Annotated in this window: 21 protein-coding genes; 6 read left to right on the forward strand and 15 right to left on the reverse strand. The window is 51.7% G+C overall.

Features of this window, described 5'->3' with window-relative positions:
* Window positions 1-12: 12 nt before the first annotated feature.
* The 7 genes from H8L47_RS07180 to H8L47_RS07210 form a co-directional block, all read right to left on the reverse strand.
* Complete coding sequence (locus H8L47_RS07180; protein WP_186952770.1) at window positions 13-1,428, reverse strand: coniferyl aldehyde dehydrogenase; 1,416 nt, start codon at window positions 1,426-1,428, stop codon at window positions 13-15.
* 8 nt (window positions 1,429-1,436) lie between these two features.
* Window positions 1,437-2,495 carry a formylglycine-generating enzyme family protein gene (locus H8L47_RS07185; RefSeq protein ID WP_222616432.1) on the reverse strand — a complete coding sequence of 353 codons (1,059 nt, stop codon included), beginning with the start codon at window positions 2,493-2,495 and terminating at the stop codon, window positions 1,437-1,439.
* Window positions 2,492-3,640, reverse strand: coding sequence for a glutathione S-transferase family protein (locus tag H8L47_RS07190; protein ID WP_186952772.1), 1,149 nt, complete (start codon window positions 3,638-3,640; stop codon window positions 2,492-2,494). The genes H8L47_RS07185 and H8L47_RS07190 overlap by 4 nt, the downstream gene beginning before the upstream one ends.
* 198 nt (window positions 3,641-3,838) lie before the next feature.
* Window positions 3,839-4,279, reverse strand: coding sequence for a hypothetical protein (locus H8L47_RS07195; protein ID WP_186952775.1), 441 nt, complete (start codon window positions 4,277-4,279; stop codon window positions 3,839-3,841).
* Between the two features lie 25 nt (window positions 4,280-4,304).
* Window positions 4,305-5,966, reverse strand: coding sequence for a sulfatase-like hydrolase/transferase (locus tag H8L47_RS07200; protein WP_186952778.1), 1,662 nt, complete (start codon window positions 5,964-5,966; stop codon window positions 4,305-4,307).
* A gap of 56 nt (window positions 5,967-6,022) precedes the next feature.
* A complete protein-coding gene (locus H8L47_RS07205; RefSeq protein WP_186952781.1) occupies window positions 6,023-6,838 on the reverse strand; it encodes a metal-dependent hydrolase in 816 nt (271 codons plus the stop codon).
* 9 nt (window positions 6,839-6,847) lie between these two features.
* Complete coding sequence (locus H8L47_RS07210; protein ID WP_186953105.1) at window positions 6,848-8,518, reverse strand: AMP-binding protein; 1,671 nt, start codon at window positions 8,516-8,518, stop codon at window positions 6,848-6,850.
* A gap of 266 nt (window positions 8,519-8,784) precedes the next feature.
* Here H8L47_RS07210 and H8L47_RS07215 point away from each other — a divergent pair, with 266 nt between their 5' ends.
* Window positions 8,785-9,108 carry a hypothetical protein gene (locus H8L47_RS07215; RefSeq protein ID WP_186952784.1) on the forward strand — a complete coding sequence of 108 codons (324 nt, stop codon included), beginning with the start codon at window positions 8,785-8,787 and terminating at the stop codon, window positions 9,106-9,108.
* Between the two features lie 116 nt (window positions 9,109-9,224).
* Here the strand turns inward: H8L47_RS07215 and H8L47_RS07220 are convergent, their stop codons facing one another.
* A complete protein-coding gene (locus tag H8L47_RS07220; protein ID WP_186952785.1) occupies window positions 9,225-9,755 on the reverse strand; it encodes a hypothetical protein in 531 nt (176 codons plus the stop codon).
* A 484-nt stretch (window positions 9,756-10,239) separates the two neighbouring features.
* Here H8L47_RS07220 and H8L47_RS07225 point away from each other — a divergent pair, with 484 nt between their 5' ends.
* Complete coding sequence (locus tag H8L47_RS07225; RefSeq protein WP_186952788.1) at window positions 10,240-10,938, forward strand: polyphenol oxidase family protein; 699 nt, start codon at window positions 10,240-10,242, stop codon at window positions 10,936-10,938.
* A gap of 8 nt (window positions 10,939-10,946) precedes the next feature.
* On the opposite strand, the gene H8L47_RS07230 is transcribed toward H8L47_RS07225, so the two are convergent.
* Window positions 10,947-11,843, reverse strand: a complete 897-nt coding sequence (locus H8L47_RS07230; protein ID WP_186952791.1) for a LysR family transcriptional regulator — start codon at window positions 11,841-11,843, stop codon at window positions 10,947-10,949.
* A 93-nt stretch (window positions 11,844-11,936) separates the two neighbouring features.
* Between H8L47_RS07230 and H8L47_RS07235 the strand changes: the two genes are divergently transcribed.
* From H8L47_RS07235 to H8L47_RS07245, 3 genes are all read left to right on the forward strand, one after another.
* Complete coding sequence (locus tag H8L47_RS07235; RefSeq protein ID WP_186952794.1) at window positions 11,937-12,905, forward strand: sodium-dependent bicarbonate transport family permease; 969 nt, start codon at window positions 11,937-11,939, stop codon at window positions 12,903-12,905.
* 79 nt (window positions 12,906-12,984) lie between these two features.
* A complete protein-coding gene (locus tag H8L47_RS07240) occupies window positions 12,985-13,467 on the forward strand; it encodes a (2Fe-2S)-binding protein (protein ID WP_186952797.1) in 483 nt (160 codons plus the stop codon).
* Complete coding sequence (locus tag H8L47_RS07245) at window positions 13,464-15,743, forward strand: xanthine dehydrogenase family protein molybdopterin-binding subunit (RefSeq protein WP_230413630.1); 2,280 nt, start codon at window positions 13,464-13,466, stop codon at window positions 15,741-15,743. The genes H8L47_RS07240 and H8L47_RS07245 overlap by 4 nt, the downstream gene beginning before the upstream one ends.
* A gap of 84 nt (window positions 15,744-15,827) precedes the next feature.
* Here the strand turns inward: H8L47_RS07245 and H8L47_RS07250 are convergent, their stop codons facing one another.
* The 6 genes from H8L47_RS07250 to H8L47_RS07275 all read right to left on the reverse strand — a co-directional run bounded on the left by H8L47_RS07250 (window position 15,828) and on the right by H8L47_RS07275 (window position 22,400).
* The gene (locus H8L47_RS07250; RefSeq protein ID WP_186952799.1) at window positions 15,828-16,475 is read right to left on the reverse strand and encodes a polar amino acid ABC transporter permease; all 648 of its coding nucleotides are present in this window, start codon (window positions 16,473-16,475) and stop codon (window positions 15,828-15,830) included.
* A complete protein-coding gene (locus H8L47_RS07255) occupies window positions 16,475-18,043 on the reverse strand; it encodes a transporter substrate-binding domain-containing protein (protein ID WP_186952802.1) in 1,569 nt (522 codons plus the stop codon). The genes H8L47_RS07250 and H8L47_RS07255 overlap by 1 nt, the downstream gene beginning before the upstream one ends.
* 82 nt (window positions 18,044-18,125) lie before the next feature.
* Entirely contained in the window at window positions 18,126-18,953 is an 828-nt protein-coding gene (locus H8L47_RS07260) for a class I SAM-dependent methyltransferase (RefSeq protein WP_186952805.1), read from the reverse strand.
* The gene (locus H8L47_RS07265) at window positions 18,950-19,837 is read right to left on the reverse strand and encodes a transporter substrate-binding domain-containing protein (protein WP_186952806.1); all 888 of its coding nucleotides are present in this window, start codon (window positions 19,835-19,837) and stop codon (window positions 18,950-18,952) included. Before H8L47_RS07265 ends, H8L47_RS07260 begins: the two co-directional genes overlap by 4 nt.
* Window positions 19,834-21,909: a SpoIIE family protein phosphatase gene (locus H8L47_RS07270; protein WP_186952809.1), complete on the reverse strand. Its 2,076-nt coding sequence runs from the start codon at window positions 21,907-21,909 to the stop codon at window positions 19,834-19,836. Before H8L47_RS07270 ends, H8L47_RS07265 begins: the two co-directional genes overlap by 4 nt.
* A gap of 47 nt (window positions 21,910-21,956) precedes the next feature.
* Entirely contained in the window at window positions 21,957-22,400 is a 444-nt protein-coding gene (locus H8L47_RS07275; RefSeq protein WP_186952812.1) for an ATP-binding protein, read from the reverse strand.
* Window positions 22,401-22,892: 492 nt separating this feature from the next.
* Between H8L47_RS07275 and H8L47_RS07280 the strand changes: the two genes are divergently transcribed.
* Window positions 22,893-23,579 (forward strand): hypothetical protein, encoded by a 687-nt coding sequence (locus H8L47_RS07280; RefSeq protein ID WP_186952815.1) that lies wholly within the window; start codon window positions 22,893-22,895, stop codon window positions 23,577-23,579.
* Window positions 23,580-23,649 lie beyond the last annotated feature (70 nt).

Below are 23,649 nucleotides of genomic sequence, written 5' to 3' on the forward strand. Positions count from 1 at the left end.
GGTGTTTAAGTATCAGCGTGTGAACATGCTCAGCATTTTCGCCACCAGCTTGCCATAAGGTGGATAGGCAAAGCCCATGACATTCCAGTTTGATTGTATGAAAATGGGTTTGAGTTTGCTAAAGCTATTGAAACCCGCCTCCCCATGATAGGCACCCTGGCCACTGGGGCCGACCCCACCAAAAGCAAGTTGTGGCTGGCCCACATGCAAGAGGCAGTCATTGATGCAGACACCGCCAGAGATAGTCTGGCGCAATACCTGGTCCCTGTGGGTATGATCATTGCCAAACCAGTAGACAGCCAGTGGCCGCGCACGCTGGTTAACGTAATTGACTACTTCATCAAAGTGCTTATACGTCATGACAGGCAGAATGGGGCCAAAAATTTCTTCCTTCATCAGGCGCATATCGGCCGTCACGCCTGTGACGATGACAGGTGCCATCTTCTTCAATGCCGGGTCAAATTGTTCTGCAGCCGGATTGATCACATGCAGCCTGGCACCGTGCTGTGCTGCATCTGCCAGCAAGTCTTGCAGGCGTTGCCACTGGCGTGTGCTGATGATGCTGGTGTAGTCTTTATTGTCTGCCAGGCGCGGGTAGAGGTCCTGCATGGCCGTGCTGATGGCGGCGACGATAGTCGTTTCCTGTTCTTGCGGTACCAGCAGGTAATCTGGGGCAACACAGGTTTGCCCGGCATTGATGAGTTTGCCCCAGGCGATGCGTTTTGCAGCGATGGCAAGATCAACGTCGGCATCGACGATGGCTGGTGATTTTCCACCCAGTTCCAATGTCACTGGTGTCAGGTTTTTTGCCGCTGCCTGCGCGACGATGCGGCCTACCTCAGTCGAACCAGTAAACACCAGATGATCAAAGGGAAGGCTGCTGAAACTGGCGGCCACGCTGGCGTCACCCTGCACTACGGTCAGTACGGATGGATCAAAATATTCTGCCACCAGTTTAGCCAGCAGGTCAGAAAGTCGCGGACATAATTCAGATGGCTTGAGCATGACGCGGTTACCTGCGGCCAGTGCATCCAGTGCCGGGCCCATGCACAAATCAAAAGGATAGTTCCAGGGGCTGAGTATGCCTATCACGCCTAGCGGTTGCGGCAAGACGCGGTTCTTGCCAAACAAGTGTTGCGGGCTGCTGGATAAGCGTCTTTGCTTAATCCAGCGTGGTAAATGTTTTTTGCAGTACTTGATTTTTTCTTCCAGCGTTGCCAGTTCCAGTAAGAAGGTTTCATTGACAGAGCGATTGCCAAAATCAGCTGAAATAGCGGCAGCAATCTCCAGCGCATGTTTGCGCGCCATGGCCAGCAGTTTGTTCAGTCTGTCCAGGCGAGTCGCAAGACTTGGCATGGATTCTTGCGCAAAGGCGGCACGCTGCATGGTCAGCAGGATTTGCAAGTCTTCTATGGCGGTTTGTTTCATGGTTACCTCTATCGACTGGTTGGCGGTGCTGCCAGCAAGATGGTACGAAAACCAAGATGGCTGGCAGCCAGATCATCCTCTTGTTCATGCCTGGCACCAGTGCGGTAGCGTACACAGTAATTGGGCGCGCACAGGAAAGAGCCGCCCTTGATGACATGGCTGGCTGCTGCTCCATTGCGCTTGGCAAGTTGGTCTGGTGAGTGCGGGGCTGAATTCAGGGATGAATGATTGGGGGTGAATGTATCAGCCGTCATTTCCCACACATTCCCCAGCATGTCATGCAAGCCATAGGCATTCGGCGCATAACAGGCGACTGGTGCCAGGCCGATGAAGCCGTCTTCGCCAGAATTCTGTACCGGGAACAGACCTTGCCAGGTATTGGCATTCTTGGGTTGCTCATGATCCATACCTGCCTTGACCTGGCCGCCGCGTGCAGCCCATTCCCACTGCGCTTCGCCAGGTAAGGTATGGCCTTTCCATTTTGCATAGGCCTGCGCATCTTCGTACGCGATCGCAACCACCGGAAAGGCTTCCTTGCCTGTTATCGTTGTCTCTGGTCCGCCTGGATGACGCCAGTTGGCACCAGGAATATAACGCCACCATTGGCTGGGCGGGCCATTCACATCGGCATCCCTGGGCATGACAAAGACCACCGCACCGGGTTTGCGCATCTCCTCTGGCAAACCGGGGTGCAGGCGTTCATCGACAGGGCGCTCGGCAACAGTGACATAGCCTGTAGCTTTGACAAAGGCAGCAAATTCAGCGTTGCTGACCTCTGTTTTGTCCATCCAGAAACCTTCAACGGCCACTTCCTGAACTGGCATTTCTTCCGGGTATTTGCTGTCGCCCATGTCAAAGCGGCCAGCGGGTATCCATACCATGCCAGGGTGGGGCGTTTTACCTGCATCTGCTGGCAATGCGCATTCTCTGGGTGTCGCAACTGTTGCCTGGGGCTTGCCTGTAGAGGTACTTTCACCAATAGCTGGCTTTCTGAAAAAAAACAAAGCCAATACTGCGATAAGAATAATCGCTGTGATCAAGATGTATGCCTGCCTGGTTTTGCTCATGCCTGACCTTGTGCTGTTTTTAGTATTGTCGAATTCTGCACTAGCCCGGATTCTAATGCCACACGTAAGCCGATGCGGCGCAGGCGTGGTATTTCCAGCGTCAGCAAGTCGGCACCACCCACTGACTGCAACCACAGCCTGACTTTCATCTGGTCCGTTGCATTCATCTCTGCCAGCACATCCAGACAACGTTGCACCATCCACAAAGTATAAGGTAGGGCGACCCGCGAAAATTGCTGATTGCCCATGGGCATGCAAATTTCATCCAGCCTGCGTGGTAATGTTTTGCCTGCCGGTATTTTCGCTTGTACGGCTTTGAGCTGCTCATTAATGGCCGCCACCATGGGGATAAATTCTGCACAGATGGCTTTGAAAATCGGGACAAGGGTAGGTGCAAATTTATCCTCTGCGAGCAGACTGCCGCTCGCAATTTTGCCAGTAGACATTCTGTCTATCCAGGCACGCAGATGTGGCCGTGGTGCTACCAGTACACGCGCAGGCCAGGGATCACGCCCCAGATGCCCATACATGGTGCCCACCAGGCCAAAGTCGCCGATTGTCGGGGCATCACCAAACAAGTATGCATGCCTGGAGAAATGCTGCTCCAGCAAATCGAGCATGTTAATGGTCCACTCATTCATCATCTTGTGCTGCTCAGGTCGAACGCCAACGGCATGCAACATGCCGCGTAACTTGTTGGCGACAAAGGCGACAGCACGCTTTTTTAATAAACGCGGGAAGTGTGGCAGGAGTGCGTTGCCTGCTTCGCGTTCAAACAGGGCATAGTTTTCTGGATAATTCCAGCGCGTGTGCATGGCAATGGGCACCCACCATTCATCCCCCCAGGCTTCCATAAGGTAAGATGCGAATTTTTGTACCGGGCCATGTGGTATGACAGGTGCTTGCGGGAAGAGCGCTTCGAGATAGTCGATCATGACACTGGAATCTTGTAACCATGCCTCGTCTGGTGTCACCAGCAGGGGCATCACGACTTCACCAGTTTTGCGTTTGCCCGTCCTGGTCAGTGTCCAGAAATTGACCTGATGATAGACGTAGGGGATTTTCTTGTAATTCAGATAGCACATCACTTTGCCGGTGAAGTAGGACAGGTGCCAGCCATGCAGTTGGTAGGGTTTGGATGTCATTGGCTTGGTGTTTGTCTGAAGTGATGGTCGGTGGTTTTTGTTAACAGTACATATGTGTATTGAATGTGTCAATTGGCTTTTAAGCTTTTGACTGTTTATTGTTGCTGCTGATTTATTAATTTGTGATTTTGCGAATTATTTTTCAAGTACCGGCAATCGTATATTGAGTTCGCAGGCCGGTGGTAGACCGGCGGCTACTCACTTTTCTTGACTCGCCAAGAAAAGTAAGCCAAAGAAGGCGACCCAGGCGTAGCCGCCCCTACGGGGTTCCCGTTTGTGCGGCACAAAAAATGGGAAGATCCGAAACTCGCTTCGCTCAGACATCGGCTCTTCTGATCCATTTTCTGTGCCACACAAACGGCGGCTACACATGGGAACCGCAACCCCAAAGGCAAACCCAACAGCAAAAGCAAAAGCAAAAGCAAAAGCAACAGCAAAAGCGACAGCAACAGCGACAGCGACAGCAACAGCAACAGCAAAAGCAACAGCAACAGCAACAGCAGCAGCAGCAGCAGCAACAGCAACAGCAACAGCAACAGCAACAGCAACAGCAACAGCAACAAGCCGGCCTTCAGTGCTCTTGATTGACGTATGAATTGCGCATAAAAAAAAGCGAACAGCTTGCGCTATTCGCTTCAAAAGACCTTATTACTAAGGCCCGCTTTCAATTTGCCCAGTAGGTGTACTCGTCGTTCTTGTCACGCGCCTGGTCCAGGGTTTTGTCTATGTAGATGGGGGCGGCGACCAGGGAGGGCCATAGCGATGCAGGCATGCTGGCGTGGTGGTTTTGCAGCATGAGTTTTAATTCACGTAATTTTTCTGGTTGCAGGGTCGCCAGGTTGACTTTTTCTGTGGGGTCGGCTTGCAGATTGAAAAGCCAGTCTTTTTTGGGTAGCTCGGATGAAATCAGTTTCCAGCCCTGGTGGAGCACGGCGCGGTAGTCGCCGTCGCGCCAGTACAGGGGTCGCTGGGCTTGTGTGGCAGGCTGGCCCCCCAGAAATGGCAGGAGGTTGACACCATCCACAGTACGGGTTGAAGGTAGTGCAGCACCCGTGGCGGCAGCGATGGTGGGTAGCATGTCGATATTGGAAATCGCTTGTGCATAGCGCTGACCGGGTGTGATATGGCCTGGCCATTTTGCCATATAGGGCACGCGCAGTCCGCCCTGGAAATGGGTCAACTTCCAGCCACGGTAAGGGCGGTTGACTTCTGGCAGGCCTAGATAACCGGGGGCGCCATTGTCACTGGAAAAAATAACCAGGGTATTTTCATCCAGGCCTTGTTCGCGCAGGGTTTGCAGTATCCTGCCTACGCTGCGGTCTACCGAGCGCACCATGGCAGCATAGACACGCTGGCGGTGGTCCTTGATGCCGCTCAGGGCATCATAATCTGCCTTGCTGGCTTGCAGCGGGGTGTGTACACCCCAGTGTGCCAGGTACATGAAGAAAGGGCGGTTCTTATTCTTCTTGATGGCAGCGACGGCTTCATCGGTAAAGTAATCCGTCAGGTACTTGTTTGGCTCAAACCATTTGCCGCCGTTATAGCTGACCCCAAAGCGCATGTTGGGCCACAGGAATTTATCGATGGGATCAAAATCCTGTTTGGAATTGACCACGTCAGCACTGTCTTGCGGCAGGTAGAGCCCGCTTTCCATGAACAGGCTTTCATCAAAGCCCTGATTGTTTGGCCGCATGTCTTTGGTGCTGCCAAGGTGCCATTTCCCTATATGGATATTGTGGTAACCGCGCTGCTTCAGGATTTCAGCGACGGTGACTTCAGACGCAGGCATGCCCAGGTCATCAAAGTCTTTCATCTCCCGGATTCTTTCACTATTCAGGAGGGTGGGATGCAGTTGGTCTGCCTCTGTATTGAGCTTCGCCACTACTCTGGCCATTGCACCAGGCAGGGGTGTAAACTCTACTCCAAAGCGCCAGGGGTAACGACCAGTCATCAAGGCAGCGCGTGATACCGTGCAGACGGCGGCACCAGAATAACCTTCGACAAAATTGACGCCATCACGGGCTATGGAATCAATATTCGGGGTTGCCGCCCCTAACTTGGTATAGCCGCCACCATTGGTGCTGACATCATTGATGCCCAGGTCATCTGCCAGGATGATGATCACATTTGGCAAGCGTGGGGTAGTACCAGCCGTTTGAGCAGGACCATCCATCCACTGCACTGGCCTGTAAGATTCACGCGGATGTTTTATATCGGTGTACCATCCCAGCGAATAGCGTAAGACATTGATGCGATTGAGATACAGCGTGCCAGCAGCGACGGCGATAATGCCCAGTGTCACCAGAGTTACGGATTTTAATTTCATACCTGTTTTTGTAGTAGTGTTTTATGCAAAGCTTGCTCGCTATTACTTCGACGCTTTCAGCCAACCACGGCAAATTGCCCCGCATTATCCGCCAGCCATTGCCGCGATAGGCTGGCATCATGCTGGTCTGGATGAAAGTCTTTAGCCAGATAGTCGCGCCAGGCCTGGCGATTGGCGCTGATGATGCCATCCTTGCCAAACAGGAAGCGCCAGGCACTGCGCCAGGTAGAAAGCTTGAACAGCGCACCATCATGCCAGAGATTGCGCATGGTCTGGTACAGCACATCCGTCATGAAGATCATGGTGATATAGCGAAACACCTTGATGCGCCTTGGGTAGTCACCGCCTGCGGCCTGGTAGATATCATAGGCGGTGCAGCGATGTTCAGATTCTTCCGCACTATGCCATAGCCACATGGTTTTCAATCTGTCTTCACTGCCTTGCAAGGCAAATGGATGACGCAGCATCCAGTTGGCAAGGATGTCGGTGAAATGCTCGGTCGCCGCCGTAGCTGCCAGATGCAGACGCACATCGAGGTGGGCATTCTTTTCCAGACGTCGCAGTGCCCGCCTTTCTATGATGTTGGGGAAGCCAAGCTTATCCAGATGCGCATTGAACAAGCTGTGTATGCGCCTGTGCGTTGCCTCCTGACCTATGAAGCCGCGCACTTCCTGTTCATGCTTTGCACGGGCTGCATCCGGCAAGGTCTTCAAACCCGCCTTGACAGAATCGATGAAGTATTGCTCACCCACAGGGAAGCTCATCGACAGGGCATTGAAGAATGCGGAGCGAAAGGCATCACCTCCATTCCAGCGCGCAGGTATAGGGGCGGCCAGGTCGATCAGCAAACGGCGGACCACAAGTTCAGTCATTATCTTTCCTCAGTCCAGGTTGCGTAATTCACGGCGCAATATCTTGCCCACATTACTCTTGGGCAGTTCGGCGACAAAGCGTATTTCCTTGGGGATCTTATAGCCCGTCAAATGCTGGCGACAGTGTGCCAGCAAGCTTTCTTCGCTCAGGGCAGAGTTCTTTTTGACGACAAAAATTTTCACGACTTCACCGGCATGGGCATCGGCCTTGGCGACAGCGGCCACTTCCATGACATCCGCGTGCATCATGACGACTTCTTCAATTTCATTGGGGTAGACATTGAAACCGGACACCAGGATCATGTCTTTCATCCTGTCGACGATTTTCAGAAAACCCCGTTCATCCATGATGGCGACATCGCCAGTGCGCAGATAGCCATCGGCAGTCATGACCTTGTCAGTTTCTTCCGGGCGTTGCCAGTAACCCTGCATGACTTGCGGGCCAAGCACGCATAGTTCGCCAGCTTCACCTGGTGGCACATCCTCGCCGCTGGCATTGCGTATTGATACATAGGTCGAGGGCAATGGCAGACCTATACTGCCGCTGTATTCTTTCATGTCCAGCGGGTTGACTGTTACTGTTGGTGAGCATTCTGTCAGGCCATAGCCTTCCACCAGCGGTGAGTTGGTCACTTGCTGCCAGCGTTCTGCCACCGGCCTTTGCACGGCTGCACCGCCGCCTATGGCAAAGCGCAACTGGCTGAAATCGATCTTGGAAAACTCAGGGTCATTCAACAAACCATTGAACAAGGTATTTACCGCAGGTAAAGAGACAAAGGGATACTTCGCCAGTATCTTGACAAACTCAGGTATCTTGCGTGGATCAGCCACCAGCACATTGGTGCCACCCAGGCCAACAAAGCTCAGGCAAGAGCCCAGGGCAAAGATATGGTAAAGCGGTATCGCTGTGATGCTGATGATCTCTTGCGACTTATCCATGAAAGGTGCGCTCCACAACTCACCCTGTTTGGCATTGGCGAGTATGTTCAAGTGACTGAGCATTGCTCCCTTGGAGACCCCCGTCGTGCCACCTGTATATTGTAAGAAGGCCAGCTCATGGGGTTCTACCCTGACGCTGCGGTAGTCACTGGCCTTGCCCTGTCCTAGCACATCCAGAAAATTGGCATGCCCGGGCAGTTTATACGGCGGCACCATTTTCTTGACCTTGCGTATCAGGAAATTACCCAGCATGCGCTTCACAGGCGGCATCATGTCAGCCAGACCAGTGACGATGACATGTTTGACGCTGGTATTGGCAATCACCTTTTCCAGCGTATGAGCAAACAGCTCCACCACGATCATGGCAACTGCACCGCTATCCTTCAACTGATGTTCAAGCTCCCGCGGTGTGTACATGGGGTTGACATTCACCACCACATAGCCAGCCCGCAAGAGGCCAATCAGGCAGACCGGGTATTGCAGCACATTCGGCATCATCAATGCCACGCGTGCACCCTTGGGCAATTTTAACTGGTTCTGGAAATAACTGGCCAACTGCCGCGACAGCAGATCAAGTTCATCATAGGTATAGCTGACGCCACTGCTGCCACTGATAAAGGCCCGGCGCTTGCCATAGGCCTTGACGGCTTGTTCAAAGTACTCGCCTATCGAAGTCAACGCCGCCACATCAATATCCGCCGGCACCCCGGCACTATAGCTGCGCGTCCAGATTCTCTCCATCATCAGCAGTCTCCATATCGGTTTTGTTTTCAATACAGTAGTGTATTGAAAACTGGATGTCAATGGGAATTGTGGATGCTTGAACGGGAATGTGACGTGGAGGGGGACGAATACCAGTTGATGTCTTTTGGAAGGAGTACAATTATTAAACAGGCATCTGCTAATAGGACTGAGAGAGAAATATGACCTAGCCAGCATTCATCTGATAAATCTAGAATAATTCTGTGGAGATTTTGGTCCGATTAAAATAGTGAGGAGTAAACTTTATGAGTTGCCCATATTGCCAATTTAGTTTGAATACACTAAAGCAAATGCAGGAAGACCACACGACTTTCTATACAGCAGGCGGAAGAAGGAAATTATGGATAGCGGAACTAGATGAAGCTTCAAAGACACTCAAAATGGAGCGGTCAACCAAAAAAATAACTTGGTCTTTAGATCTTGGACAATTGAAAGATGTTCATGACCGCATTCATTACGAAGGCTTGTTATTGGATGCGGAAGTGATTGATAAAATAATTCCCACATGGGGAAATTATGTTACTGGTCTTTTGAGGCATCTTGGCTGCATAGGAAAATCAGGTAGCTAATCATAGCTAGCTAGTTTTCTTGCATTTCAATGCCTCTATTTTTTCTTCAAGAGACGGCAAAGTAGAGACAGCAATTGTTTATCGCGAAACTACTAGCCGTTTCTTTATCAAAACTTCTATTCCCACTGCGCACTACCGCGTCTGTCTGTTGCTCCATAGATGGTGCGTGCTACGGCGCACAGAGCCATGACTTGCACCATCAGCAGATACCAGCCCGCGCCACCTGCTGCAACGGAGTCGCTGGTGTGCCTGTCAAGATGCATGGTGTGCTTTACCCTGGTCACGTAGAGTGAAATGAATTCCATGAAAGAATCCAGCGATGGATTTGGCACGCTGCCCATGAAATAGAAGGACAGGTAGATACCAAGAAAAATCTGCACCGCAAAGGCGACGGCGACGATCAGCAAGAAGGCAAAATCAATGCGGCCGGGCTGGAAATGGAACCTTGTTGCTCCCAGGTAAAAACCACTAAGGGCAGCAAAACCCATGACAAGTGCGCCGATAGGCAACAACACCATATAAGAGAAAGAAAAAAGATTAAACCCGGTCATGCGCCAGGCCAAGGTGTTGAAGGCAGCGACCAGCAATGAAGTGATCAGGCAAAATAGCCAGGTAGTGAGTCTTGCTTGTGTAAATGGGGATGTCACGAAGTGGCCTTGAGGGGGGGGAGAAGTTAATGGTGCTTTTGATGGTACGCTGGCCTGCACCGATATTAAAAATTGGGACCGATGTTATCTTAGTGATAATCTTCCGTCAAGATACTCTGGCTTGTGGGGTGTCTGGGCTGCTTTGTCCAAGCAAAGTATGTCAATCTATCAGCGCCTAGACCAGAATACGCCGATCGATCACTTTGCCTTCCTGCCTCAGCTTGATCTGACTTGCTTGGCAAACCAGAATTTAGACACCGATCCGGGGCGGTTGTAGTCAATGGTCACCAGCACTAAGCTCCTATTGACGCGTTAGGAGCGGCTTAAGCCGCGAACATTGAATAGGCCAGAGACTGAATCAAAGCTTCGCGGCTAAAGCCGTTCCTAAAAAACAGTAGTGGGTATTTAAAAGTAAAACCTGTTGCACATACCGGACAAGAAAGTCGCTAAAATCTTGCTCTCAACAAAATTACCGGAGCCAGCCTTGCATCGCAGCCACCATCGCCACAATAGCGAACACCATAGCGACATTCTTTCCAGCGTCCCCGGCATACGCCATGGCTTTGGTAATGCACGCGACTTTGTCCCGGCCAGCCTGAGTGGGCATTGGGACACCGTACCTAACAAGTTGCAGGTGCATGGCATCCGGGTGGTGGAAGTGACTGAAAAATCCCAGCAATGTGGCGATGCAGATGCTTTTTACATACGCTTGCCAGGCATACCCGTAACCGTGATCACCGCTGATTGCGTGCCTGTTTTGCTGGCGCGGCGTGATGGCAAGATGATCGCCGCTGCCCATGCAGGCTGGCGCGGCATAGTCGGCGGCGTGGTGCAGGCCTTATGGCAGGAACTGGCGGCACAAGGTGAGCAGCCGCAAGACTGGGTGGCAGCCATCGGTGCGCATATAGGACCTTGCTGTTTTGAGGTCAGCGAAGAACTGGCGGCGGATTTTGTGCGGCAATTTCCTGATCTCGATGCCAGCGCCATCAACCCGCGTTACCGTCATGTCGACCTGAACGTATTGGCCCTACGTGCCTTGCAGCAAATCGGTATTAGCGAGATTGACCATGCCGTGCCTTGCACCATGTGTAGCAAGACTGGGGAAGGTAAACATGTCTATCGTAGTTATCGTCGTGGTGACCGTAATTCTTTTCAGCATTCAGGGCTGTTGATTTTGCCTTGATCTGATCATTAAAGCTTGTCTTGTGCGTGCTGGCTCAAGTAGCCAAGAAAATTGCTGGCAATGGGAGACAGGCGTTTGCCTCGCAGGTGGACGATATACCAGTTCGACATGATGGGGAAATCCTGGACGTCCAGAACGGTCAAGTTTTGATCTGTCAAATGATCGCCCAGCGCATGGCGAGACAGAATGGTCAGCCCCATGTCGGCTGCAACCGCTTGTTTGATCGCTTCGTTGCTACCTAGCTCCAGTCTGACCAGGGGTGTGATCTTATTCTCGCTAAAGTAGTGCTCGCACGCCAGCCTGGTGCCAGAGCCCCGTTCACGCAGGATAAAGCGCTCATTTAATAACTGGGCAAATTGCAGCCTGTTTTTTCCCGCCAAAGGATGCTGCAAGTGAGCAACCACGACCAGTGGATTAGGCAAGAATACTTGTTTGACGACGTCAATGTCCTTAGGGGGCGTGGACATGATGTAGATATCGTCCAAATTGTTTCTCAGACGCTCGACGACGCCGTCACGGTTTTGCACTTCGAGCGCGATATCAATTTCCGGGAATTCCCTACAGAAATCACCCAGCATACGCGGGATAAAGTATTTCGCGGTGCTGACCACGGCCACCCGCAAGCTGCCCGCGGTCAAGCCTTTCATGGCAGCGATTTGTTGTTCAAAGCTGCCCCATTCATGTGCTAGGTTGCGGGCGGTGCTCGCCAATTCTTCGCCTGCTTTGGTCAGGTGCAGTTTTTTGCCTATCACTTCATACAAGGGCATACCTATGGTGTCTGTCATTTCTTTCAGTTGCATGGACACCGTGGGTTGTGTCACGTGACAGGCGCGTGCAACAGCACTGATGCTGCGCAATTCTGCCAGGCGTATGAAGATCTGCAATTGTCTAAAGCTAATGTTCATAGGTTTTTATCTATGATTATATTCGATAAAATTGATTTTACCTTATGATGGCCTGCGCTTACCATGCCTGCCAACGATTTATTTAAGGCAGATATGCAGAGCTTACTCGACCCCGCCATCCTCTTTTTTATCTTTGGCATCCTGGCTGGTTTGATGAAATCAAACCTGGAGATTCCCTCACAGATTGCCAAATTCCTGTCCTTGTATTTACTCATGGCCCTGGGTCTGAAGGGCGGTTTTGCGTTGGCGCATTCTGGCCTTAACCTGCAACTGGTGACCAGCCTGGGTTGCGCTATCGCATTGGCGCTGATTGTTCCCGCATTGTCTTACCTGGCCTTAAAGCGAATTTTGCCTGCGCTTGATGCGGTTGCCGTTGCGGCGACTTACGGTTCTGTCAGCGCGGTCACGTTTATCACGGCGGTGCAGTACATGGATACCCATGGTTTGCCTTACGGCGGCCACATGGCGGCCGCAATGGCGCTGATGGAGTCGCCAGCGATACTGTTTGCCGTGATCGTGGCAAATACAGTGCGCAAGCGCAACACGACTGTGGGTGCGGCTGGTACTGTACCCACACTGGGCAAGATACTGCACGAGTCCTTGACCGACGGTGCGCAGTTACTGTTGTTGGGGGCCATGCTGGTAGGCATACTTTCCGGTGAGGCAGGCAAGGCCTCGATGCAGCCATTTTCTGGCGATTTGTTTAAAGGGATGCTGGCGTTTTTTCTGCTTGATATGGGTTTAAAGGCTGCACGCAACCTGGGACAATTGCGTGGAAAGTCCCCCTTGCTGATTGCCTATTCCTTGCTGGCACCGCTGGTCCATGCTGGAATAGCGCTAGGCCTGGCGGCCTTGTTCAGTTTGCCTGCCGGGGATGCCGCGCTGTTGATGGTACTTGCTGCCAGCGCCTCCTATATTGCGGTGCCGGCGGTTTTGCGCTTTGCTATTCCTGAAGCTTCGCCAGCACTGTATTTGGGGATGTCACTGGGTTTGACCTTTCCATTCAATATCTTGCTCGGTATCCCTTTGTACATGACAATCGCTCATCATGTATTGATTTGAAACCGCTTCACCTGATTTTCTTAAAGAGCATACAATCTTGCATGCCTGATTGGACTTGTTCAACTTTATCGGACTCAGCATGAGTAAACATACCCTAAATATTAACGGCCAGTTGCAGGCCGTAGATGTCGCCCCCGATACCCCTTTGTTATGGGCGCTGCGCGACAGCCTGAACCTGGTTGGTACCAAATATGGCTGCGGTGTAGGCCAGTGCGGGTCCTGTACTGTACATGTCAATGGTTCGCCTGTTCGTTCCTGTATGGTGCCGGTTTCTGCCGTGGGTAAACAGAAAGTCACTACCATAGAAGGCCTGGATGCCAAGGTCACGCACCCATTGCAAACCGCCTGGCAAGAACTGGATGTTCCTCAATGCGGCTATTGCCAGGCTGGCCAGATCATGTCTGCTGCGGCTTTGTTGAGAGACAAGCCCCATCCTACTGATGCTGACATCGACTCCGCCATGGGCGGCAATCTTTGCCGCTGTGCTGCCTATATACGCATACGTGCAGGGATACACAGGGCGGCTGAGCTCGCGAATGGCAAGAAGAAGGTGGCGAAATGAATAAGCAGATAAACAGCGCAATGCCAGCAGAAGTCAGCTCACCGACCCGCCGGGACTTTTTGCGCATGTCGGCATTTACTGGAGGTGGCCTGGTATTGGCTTACCTGGGTGCTGGCGACAGTGCACTGGCCCAGATCAGCAAACCTGCTGCCTCAGCAACTAATGCAGCAGACTTTGTCCCGCATGCCTTGATACGCATAGGCAGTGACGGCACGGTGACCCTGGTTTCCAAACAGCCAGAGATAGGGCAGGGCATCAAGACTTCGTTGCCTATGGTGATAGCCGAAGAGCTGGAAGTGAACTGGAAAGATGTGCGCGTCATCCAGGGTGACCTTAATCCTGCCTACGGCAGCCAGGGCGCTGGTGGTTCGACTTCCACGCCAACCAATTACAATGAATTCCGTCGCCTGGGTGCTACGGCGCGCACCATGCTCCTTAGTGCCGCTGCGCAGACCTGGGATGTGCCAGCTTCTGAATGCCATGCGGCTGAGAGTGCTATACACCATGCGGCCAGCAATCGCAAACTGACATACGCAGCGCTGGCTGCCAAGGCTGCCACATTGCCTGTGCCAGATGTCAAGGATGTCAAACTCAAAGACCCAGCGCAATTCAAGCTGCTGGGTACGCGCGTAGGCGGCGTTGATAATCCATCCATCGTCAGTGGCAAACCGCTGTTTGGCATTGATGTGAAATTGCCCGGCATGTTGTATGCCGTGTATGAAAAATGCCCGGTTTTTGGTGGCAAGGTGGTCAGCGCCAATCTCGACCATATCAAGACCCTGCCAGGCGTCAAAGATGCCTTTGTCATTGAAGGCACGGACAATCTGCGCGGCCTCATGCCTGGTGTCGCGATTATTGCCGAGACCACCTGGGCCGCTTTTAGCGCCCGCAAGCAGCTGGATATCAAGTGGGACGAGGGCAAGGGCGCTACTGAAAGCTGGGCCGGTTTTGCTGAGCAAGCAAAAAAACTTTCTACCCAGTCAGGCACTACTACTTTGCGCAAGGATGGTGATGTTGCAGCCGCCATGGGCAAAGCCGCCAAGACGGTGGAAGCTGCCTACACTTACGCTTTCATCTCGCATGCCAGCATGGAGCCACAGAATTGCACGGCAGCCTACAATGCCAAAGACAGCAGCCTGGAAATCTGGGCACCAACCCAGTTGCCTGAGTCTGGCCAGAATCTGGTCGCTGAAGTCCTGGCCATGCCCAAGGATAAAATCAAGCTGCACATCATTCGCAGTGGCGGCGGCTTTGGCCGTCGCTTGAGTTCGGACTTTATCGTCGAGGCAGCAGCGATTGCCAAACGCGTCAATGCGCCTGTCAAACTGACTTGGTCGCGTGAAGATGATATGCGGCATGATCATTTCCGCGCAGGTGGCTTTCATTTCTTGCGCGGTGCAGTGGATGACAAGGGCAAGCTCAGCGCCTGGCATAATCACTTCGTAAGCTTTGGTAATAAGGTTACAAGAGATGGCAAGCCGCAATTGCAGGCGGGCAGTGGTGCCAGTTTGTCAGGCGATGAATTCCCCGGTCGGTGGCTGGACAATTGCCTGCTGGAGCAGACGCTGATGGAGTGCAATATTCCCATGGGCCCATGGCGAGCACCGGGCAGCAATGTGTTTGCATGGGTGTTCCATAGCTTTATTGATGAGCTGGCACATGCAGCAGGGCGTGACCCTTTACAGTTCCGCCTTGATATCCTTGGCGATAAAGAAATCGTGCCAGGCACAGGTGAGCGCGGCCAGCCCTATCATGTTGGCCGCATGAAGCGTGTGTTACAGGAAGCTGCTACCAGAGCAGACTGGGGTAAAAAGAAGTTCCCGCGTGGGCAGGGGCAGGGCATCGCTTTCCATTTCAGTCATCGTGGTTATATTGCCGAGGTGGCTGAAGTCACGGTCAGCAAGCAGGGTGAGCTCAAGGTTGACAGAGTGGTCGTGGTCACCGATATCGGTTCGCAGATCGTCAACCTTAGCGGTGCAGAACATCAGGTACAGGGATCAGTTTTGGATGGCATCAGTACCTTGATGTATCCTGAGCTTGATATTCAGCGTGGTCGCGTTGTGCAGGGTAATTTTAATGAATACTCCTTGCTGCGCATCAAGGATGGTTATACCAAGGTGGAGGCCCACTTCCTGAAGACGGATTTTCCTGTGACGGGGCTGGGTGAGCCCGCCTTTCCGCCGGTGGCACCAGCTATCTGCAATGCGATTTTTGCGGCGACAGGCAAGCGGGTCAGGCAGTTGCCGTTGACGCATACGGATTTGAGTTGGAGTTGATTTAATGAGGATGTAATGTGTGTTTCTCGTAGGTTGGGCCGGGCCTCGCTGGGCAACGGTTCACCAGCCCACTCTATATCTACCTCAACTCTCCATCCCATACCGCAACTTCAACTGCCGTGAAATCCGTCTCATCAACAAAGTCAGCGGATAACAAAAACAAAAAAAGAACAGGCAGGCATACAAATAAATCGGCAGCATCAAACGCGTGTTACCGGTCGCATTGATGACTGTATTGCAGCGGCTGACCAGTTCGCTGACACCGATGATGGATGCGGTGCTCGATGCCATGACGATGATGAGCGCATAGCTGGTCCAGCTGGGAATGAACAGGAAGGCGGTGTGATGATTGCCCTTCTTCCATTCATCCATGGCTATCGTAAGGTTATCACTGGTGAAGCCGATGACGGCGATCGCCAAAGCCAACGCAGCCTTGATCCATACCGGAAAGCTGATGATGGTCTTGAAATAAGGCAGCAAGATCTCGGATGGCAGCATGAAGGCCAGGTAAAATTGGAAGACGATAGTGGGAATGCTGCGTGAAAATTCTGTTGCTACCAGGCTGGCTTTGACGCGGCGCGGATGACTTGATAATCTCAATGACGCCAGCGCCCAGCCTATGCCAGTACCTATGACCATGGCGACGATGGAGATCCAGATATTCATGGCAAAGCCACCCAGCAGGTACGGTGTCCAGGTCAGCAAGTGCTGGAAGATTTCTGTGGTTTCCATCATGCGACCCTCGCCAGGATTTTTTGTTCGAGCTGGCGTATAACACGTACGACGGCAAAGATGATCAATAAGAAGGTCAAGAGCAGGGCATTCATCATGACGCCGACATTGCCGCGTTCGTTGATGATGGAAGTGGTGGCCGACAACAATTCAGGTACGGCAACGGCAGACGCCATCATGGTGGCTTTGGAGACGTTGATGAGAGAAGCCGTGACTGAGCCGCTGGCCAGCCTGGCTATCTGTGAAGTATTGGCAAAGTGTAGGCGGAATTCGCCATGCTGTAAACGGTAGGCGCTAGCTGCATCCAGCAAGGCGGTCATGACACCCGCACCGGTATACACACTGAGGCAAAACACCACCACGCCAAACGCTGGCAGTGCTATGCCAGCAGATTCACTGAGTATGGCACCTACACCAAACAACAACAGATACATGCACAGCAGCGGCGGCGTCATGCGGCTTACCGTTCCCAGCAAGCGTGCGGTGGCCGACAAAAACCATGTTCTCGACTCTGCAAACACCGCGCCCGCCCAGCCCAGCAAGAGACTGCAAGTGATGCACAAGATGGTCAGCACCAGCGTCACCAGCAAACCAAAAAAGAACTGGCGGCGGTCAAAGCTGTCATATACGAGTGTCAGGTTGATACCAGTGGTTTCATTGAGCCATAAACCAAGTTGCGCCAGACCACCCACATCTGTCGATGTCAGGAAAACCGGATTGCGGCATTCTGCGCGCCAGCTACCGTCTGCCAAGCGTCGGCAATAAGCTGCGCCGTCGGCATCATCCTTCTGCCACAAGGTGCTGGTATCTGCCAGGAATTTGGATGAAGGAATATTCCACGCTTTTTCTCTCTCCAATAAAAAGCCATTGCGATGCCAGTCGGCGACGATATCGCCGAGTTTTTTTTCAAATTCCGTGCCTTTTTCACTCTTGCTGATGGCCATCGCCCAAGGTGTATTCAAGGTTGGTGGCAATGGCGCTTTATAACCCTTCCATTCTGGATTTGCCAGGTCATTAATGACGGCGGTATTGTCGAACAGATAACCTATGCAGCGCCCGTCCTTGACAGCCAGTTTGGCATCCCTGGCATTGTTATACATCTGCAATTCCATCAGGTAGCGTTGTTGCATGAGGCGGTTGAAGTAAGAGCCCTGGGTGGCACACACTAGCTGGCCACGGGTGTCTGCCCAGTCCTTGATATTTGCCGTCGGCGGCATGAACAGGGTGACGCCGGATGCATAATAATTGGGTTCTATCATGGTCACGATCTGGCGGCGTTCTGCCGTGTCTCCAGTCGTGGCAAGAACCAGGTCTATCACACCTTCCTGCAATTTTTGCAGGCGGTTGCTGCCGGTGACACTGACTTTTCGCAGTTGGACACCCAGGCGTTTGGCGATATCGGCCGCCAGATCATGTTCGAAACCTTCAGGCATACCGTTGGCATCAAGCATGCCAAAAGGTGGGTAGTCAGTTTTGACGCCGACGATGATGGCACCGCGCTCATGTATCAACGCTAGCCTTTCACTGGCAGCCGGGGTTTTTACTGTTTGTGCCTGTGCAGCAGTCATGAAGAAACTCATGAACAAAAACAAAAGAGTCCGGCTGCAATATGATTTTATTCTTGAATACTTCATGGTTTTTGATTCACGTTTATACCGGCACAGCAACAGCGCGTATGCCATAACCCAGAGTAGCCGGCAGCAAGGGTAGCAGGGCCTCATCCAGCTTACCCAGTAAATCTGACTGGGTAATCATCCATTCTGGCAGCAGGCTTTCTGGCGCCAGGGCGGTGATCGTGAAACCTGCCTCCTGCAACTCTGCACGCAAGCCAGCGACAGAATACAGATGATAGAAAAACTGGTGAGCCTGCTTGTCTATGTTGCGGGTGAAGAAAATATTACCAGGCTCTTTTTGCGTATCGCGCGCCTTTCCGGTCACACGTTGCCAGTACGCAGTGAACAGTTCAAAGGGGCGACGCCGAAAGATGCAGGGGACGCTGAGAACGAGTTTTCCTTCTGGACGTATCAAGCCGCGCAATTGCCTGAGCGTGGCTATCCTGGCTGAATGATCACCGATATGGCTGAGGACACCGAACATTAACATGATCATGTCATAGTCGCCCTGGGCATTGAGCTTTTCTGCTTCGCCATCGAACAGGCGTATGCGTGCAGCATGGGGGTGATCTTGCAAAAAGCGCGACAGCTCGGCAATCGCCGCATGGGAAATATCATATGCCGTCAGCCTTGCATCGGTCTGTTGTAGCAGGGGTAGTGCATAGCGGCCATTGCCACAACCAAAATCGAGAATGTCTCTTGCTTCTTTTGCGCCGTTCTCAAACAGAAAATGCAGTGTGCTTTGATTCGGCTTGGGATAACGCTTTTCGTACTCGTGGCTGGTGTAATAGCGGTCATACAGATCCGTCATCGCCTCAGTGATTTGATGATTGTCACGGATAGGTACTGGCAAATTTTCTTTCACAAGCATTCTTTCGGTGTACTTGGGCTGATACTGTCGCCACACAACCATTTATTATCGACTTTTTTGTTCCAGATCTTATGCTTGTCATTGAGGAAGCGTGAAGGTGGTATAGCCCATGATTTTTCGACTTGTTGCAAATACCCACTCCTGTGCCAGTTGATAATGGTTTTTGAAAGGTATTTTTCAAGCTCGCCACCGCGTTCTGTCGGTGCGATGGCAATCGACCAGGGCGAGGTAAAGATGGTTGTCATGGGCATGACAAAATCATTGGCCCATTCTGGCGCCCGCAACATGGCGGCGATAGACATATCGTCATACACCAGGGCAGCACAGCGACCATCGCGCAATGCTTGTTTAGACCTGTCATTCGAATACAGCGCAACTACGTCAGCGCCATAAGTTACCGTCACCTGACGATTATAGAATGCGCCACGACGACTGCATACGCGGCGGTTTTTCAAGTCAGTCCATTCCTTGAAGTTCTCGGTTTTGCGCGTCAGCAGATTGACGCCAGAACTGTAGTAATGGGGTGTGATCAGGTTAAGTTCTTTTTGCCTTTCCAGCGTATCTGTCAGGGTGGCAATCAGGATATCGACCTGGCCATGCTTGACTGCATCAATCCGTTCAGCCGTCAAAACGCCTACCAGTTCCAGTTTTACGCCCAGGTCATTGGCGATACTTTGAGCAAGATCAGGTTCCATGCCGACGATCTTGCCGCTGGCATTATCCTGGAAACCCCACAATAGTACGTCTTTTTTGACGCCAACGATGAGTTTGCCACGCTGCTTGATTTCTGCCAGGCTGGTCGCCTGCGCGCCCATGCTTAGCATAAAAAAGGTGCTGCACAATACCAGGCTAAAGATGGTGGATTTGGAGGTCATCATGATGCCTGCTGATCTGCTTGTGGTTGATTATCGACCACACTGGTTTTTGAAAAATGAAAGTGTAGTGCAACGCAAGTAATATCATCTGATTGAGGCGCGCCATTGGCGTGGAGGTCAACATCGGCGACGGTCCGGTTGACGGCTTCATTGACATCAGTAATGGGACGGTTTTCAAATAATGGTGGCAAGCGTTCTGGCGTGTATTCTTCATTTTGCGGGTTAAAAGCTTCGGTTACGCCATCGGTGTACATCAGCACATAGTCACCAGCTTGCAGCTGTATTGTTTTTTGTGCGAATGGTATGCCATCCATGATACCAAGTGCGCTGCCTCCCGTCATAGGCAGAAATTCTGTGCTGCCATCCATGTGTACCAGCAGCGGTGGCGGGTGGCCGCCATTGACATACGTAAAACTGCCCGTTGCAGGATCCAGCACCGCGTAGAACGTGGTGACGAAGATACATTCATCATTGTCTTCTGCCAGTATGTCATTGGCGATGGCAATGATCTCGCCAGGTTCGCTGGCATTGCGTGTTGCAGTGGCACGTATCAGGGTTTTCGATACCATGCCGAACAGGGCTGCTGGTACTCCCTTGCCACTCACGTCTGCCACGACTATACCTATCTTGCCATTACCAAGGGAGAAGTGGTCATAAAAGTCACCCCCCACTTCCTTGGCTGAGCGCATGATGCCCCATAAGGAGAACTCTTTTTCATTGGGCCAGTGGCGTGGCAGGATGGATAGCTGCATATTGGCCGCAATATCAAGCTCCTGCCTGATACCCACCAGTTGCAGGCTTTCCTTGAATGCTTGCGAAATGGTTTCAAACCAGGGCTTCCAGGTGCCGGGCACTACCGGTATAGGGGCAGGGGTGAACTGGCTTTCTTTTGCGATATGTGCCACCAGCTTGGATGCAGGCGAAATGAATTCGCGTGTAGTCACATAATAAGTGACGACCATCAACAGCGTCAGGCCCAGTATCACCAGCAACATGATGGGGCCGCGTTCCCATAAGAGATTTTTCCAGATCTGGTTCTTGGGAACGACATACACCAATTGCCAGGGGGCCGAGATAAAGGGATGACGTATCAGGAGGTAGTCGCCAATTTCTACGGCCTGATTGGCGGCTGTGTCGACCAGGCGACGGCCATCTTTAAGTATGCCCGCTGGCATAACTTTATCCAGTTTTTGTGTAGTTTGTACTTCAAGGGCATTGGCATACGCTACCGGGTGAGCTACTACTTCGCCATAGGCATCAACCAGGAAGGCTGTGCCTGGCGTGTAAGCAAAATCACTGTTGATTCGATTGAGGTAATCCAGGCTGGTATCTATGGATACCACGCCACGGAACTGGCCTTTATGATACACCGGCGCTGCTGTTGGTACGAGTAAACCACTGGACGTGCCACCGTAGTACACGGGTGCCCAGTATTTTTCGCCAGTGGGATTTCTCTCTGGTGTGCCCATGAGCCATGCCTGGCTTTGATATACTTGCTCACTATGCGGACGTTTGGCTGCATCCATCCAGGGGTAGGTGTTGGAAAAATTGTCGACCGAGATGTAACGGCTTTCACTGGCATTCGGCAAATTGAAGGCGATGGCCTGGAATACCTGATTCAGGTTCAGAGCCATTTCCAGATCCAGATAAAACTCTGGCGTGCGACCTTGCAATTTTCCAATACCGTTCAGATTACCTGTCACATCTTTTTCTGGTGCTTTATCGAGGTCAAAATTGCTTTCTTTCTGTTCGAGTTTTTTGAAAAGCGGTGAATGTCCGGGATGCGTTTCTGCTTCGCTCAAGCTTGATGGCGCAGTGTCGTAGAAATTGGCCGCCGTGATGCGCATGGCTTCCAGGCTATCGAGTGAAGAGCGCAAGATGAATTCAATAAATTGTCCATGACGTTCTACATGGCCTTGTATGACCCTGACTTCTTCCGTATGTTTTTGTCGTATTTGGTACAGGAAGAAACCCATGGTCAACAAGACAATGGCGACATAGGTGAAACCGACCAGACGGTTATAGTTGCGGAAGAAGTTGATATTGTTGCTGACTGGCGTTGTATTGCTGTGCATTTTCTGATCCGGTGAGCGATGGACTGTGTTCTGTTTGCTGAAAATAATCAGGAGGGGAAGCTCTTGCTAAAGCGGACTTCATTGACGTCGCCATCGCGACGGTAGGCAAAGCTGTCAGCCATCTTTCTGACAAAATGGACGCCAAGGCCACCAATATCACGTTCATCTACGCTGAGTGTTGTATCTGGCTCGGCGATAGAAAAAGGATCAAAGGCGCGTGCGCTGTCGCGGATGGTCACTTCTACGCCATGCACTATCGTCAGCACGGTGACTTCAATTTCGCCATTGTCATCGTCGCCATAACCATGCATGACGACATTGGTGAGCAATTCATCCAGCATGAGAATGATGCTATTGACGGTGCGCGCGGGTATGTGGCGGCGTTCAGCCCAGCCACGCAAGGCTTCGGTCAGACTTTCTATTTCAGAGATCAAGCCGGGTATGATGTGATGGAATCTGGCTGGTCCCGGCGCTGTTTCTTCACTGGACATCTATGCCTCCTCAAAGACGGTAGTCGACTGTCAACCGGATAATCAGCATCAGGCATGTGCATTAGCACCATGGCACAGTCCGTTACTACACGCTGAATCTTGCATGCAATGGGATAACGCTGCCTGCATATTCCGCTCACTGTTCTTTTACGACTTCTTGCTATACACACAAAGAGGCAATATAAACAAGATGGGCATGCATATGGTTAAAAAATGTTAAATATAATGGATGTGAAAAATCGCGAGCAAACTCAGTTTGCTGCAGGAATTTTAGATATTGATACCAACTTCAAAAGCATATCTTGCCTGACAAGACTATTATTCCCGCGCTTGAATTTTTTGTCGATGATTTCTAACGCAAATTAACAGATTTTTCATGTTTTCTTTATAATTTATTTTATCCATCAATAAGTGTTGTTTGCCTGCATTCATATTGCCGCCTGCTTGGTAGATCGGTTAAACTTTTTACATCGTCTCAGCTGGTTAAGAACAATGAATTCTCAATGGTTGTTTCCTACCCCTTACTGTCTTTTCGTGCGCTTGTCTGTGCGCCGCGAACGCTATGTGCAATTTAAAGAGCTGGCTGGCAAGGTGGCATTTGCTTATCAGCAGCATAGCCGCCGCATGCGCTGGATGGCCTATGCCACGGTTGCTGGTCCCGCAAATTATGTCTACATCATGTTACCGTTGGATGAATTGGGTGATATGGACCGTATGCCTTCACTGGACCAGGTCTTGCATGATGTGTATGGCGTCGACAGCACACCATTGCTGGAGAAATTTCAGGAATGCGTTTTGCAGATGGAAAGCTTTGTGCTGAACCGCGTCAATGACGGCATAGACCCGATAGAGCGCGAAACCCCGCCCCCTTATCTGTATTACCTCAATTTGCAAGCACAGCCAGGCCGCATGGGGCAACTCATGCAAAACTTGCAGCAACTTGGTGTGGCGACTGCTGGCAGCCCTTTATTTTGCTTCGCCACCTTTGCCGGGCCAGTCAGGCTGCATGCTTTCACCATGGGCAATACCATCGCTGAACTCGGCGAGGTCGCCACGCTGGAAACACGGGTCGTGCAGCACTATGGAGCAGAAGAGGGGCACAAGGTCATCGCACAGATACATGACACGCTGGTCGATATAGATGCTTCGATACTGCGTTACATAGGTCATCTGGATTGAGGCGACCATGCATACCAGGGATTTAATAACTATGTTGGGCTTGGATGCAGAATATTTCACAAAGTGTATT

The organism is Undibacterium umbellatum (genome assembly GCF_014284125.1).
GTDB lineage: Bacteria > Pseudomonadota > Gammaproteobacteria > Burkholderiales > Burkholderiaceae_D > Undibacterium > Undibacterium umbellatum.

Bases quoted from the DNA above. Each gene is read 5' to 3' on its own strand.
- H8L47_RS07180 (WP_186952770.1), bottom strand. From the start codon at position 1,428: ATGAAACAAACCGCCATAGAAGACTTGCAAATCCTGCTGACCATGCAG.
- H8L47_RS07185 (WP_222616432.1), bottom strand. From the start codon at position 2,495: ATGAGCAAAACCAGGCAGGCATACATCTTGATCACAGCGATTATTCTT.
- H8L47_RS07190 (WP_186952772.1), bottom strand. From the start codon at position 3,640: ATGACATCCAAACCCTACCAACTGCATGGCTGGCACCTGTCCTACTTC.
- H8L47_RS07200 (WP_186952778.1), bottom strand. From the start codon at position 5,966: ATGAAATTAAAATCCGTAACTCTGGTGACACTGGGCATTATCGCCGTC.
- H8L47_RS07205 (WP_186952781.1), bottom strand. From the start codon at position 6,838: ATGACTGAACTTGTGGTCCGCCGTTTGCTGATCGACCTGGCCGCCCCT.
- H8L47_RS07210 (WP_186953105.1), bottom strand. From the start codon at position 8,518: ATGGAGAGAATCTGGACGCGCAGCTATAGTGCCGGGGTGCCGGCGGAT.
- H8L47_RS07215 (WP_186952784.1), top strand. From the start codon at position 8,785: ATGAGTTGCCCATATTGCCAATTTAGTTTGAATACACTAAAGCAAATG.
- H8L47_RS07230 (WP_186952791.1), bottom strand. From the start codon at position 11,843: ATGAACATTAGCTTTAGACAATTGCAGATCTTCATACGCCTGGCAGAA.
- H8L47_RS07235 (WP_186952794.1), top strand. From the start codon at position 11,937: ATGCAGAGCTTACTCGACCCCGCCATCCTCTTTTTTATCTTTGGCATC.
- H8L47_RS07240 (WP_186952797.1), top strand. From the start codon at position 12,985: ATGAGTAAACATACCCTAAATATTAACGGCCAGTTGCAGGCCGTAGAT.
- H8L47_RS07245 (WP_230413630.1), top strand. From the start codon at position 13,464: ATGAATAAGCAGATAAACAGCGCAATGCCAGCAGAAGTCAGCTCACCG.
- H8L47_RS07250 (WP_186952799.1), bottom strand. From the start codon at position 16,475: ATGGAAACCACAGAAATCTTCCAGCACTTGCTGACCTGGACACCGTAC.
- H8L47_RS07255 (WP_186952802.1), bottom strand. From the start codon at position 18,043: ATGACTGCTGCACAGGCACAAACAGTAAAAACCCCGGCTGCCAGTGAA.
- H8L47_RS07265 (WP_186952806.1), bottom strand. From the start codon at position 19,837: ATGATGACCTCCAAATCCACCATCTTTAGCCTGGTATTGTGCAGCACC.
- H8L47_RS07270 (WP_186952809.1), bottom strand. From the start codon at position 21,909: ATGCACAGCAATACAACGCCAGTCAGCAACAATATCAACTTCTTCCGC.
- H8L47_RS07275 (WP_186952812.1), bottom strand. From the start codon at position 22,400: ATGTCCAGTGAAGAAACAGCGCCGGGACCAGCCAGATTCCATCACATC.
- H8L47_RS07280 (WP_186952815.1), top strand. From the start codon at position 22,893: ATGAATTCTCAATGGTTGTTTCCTACCCCTTACTGTCTTTTCGTGCGC.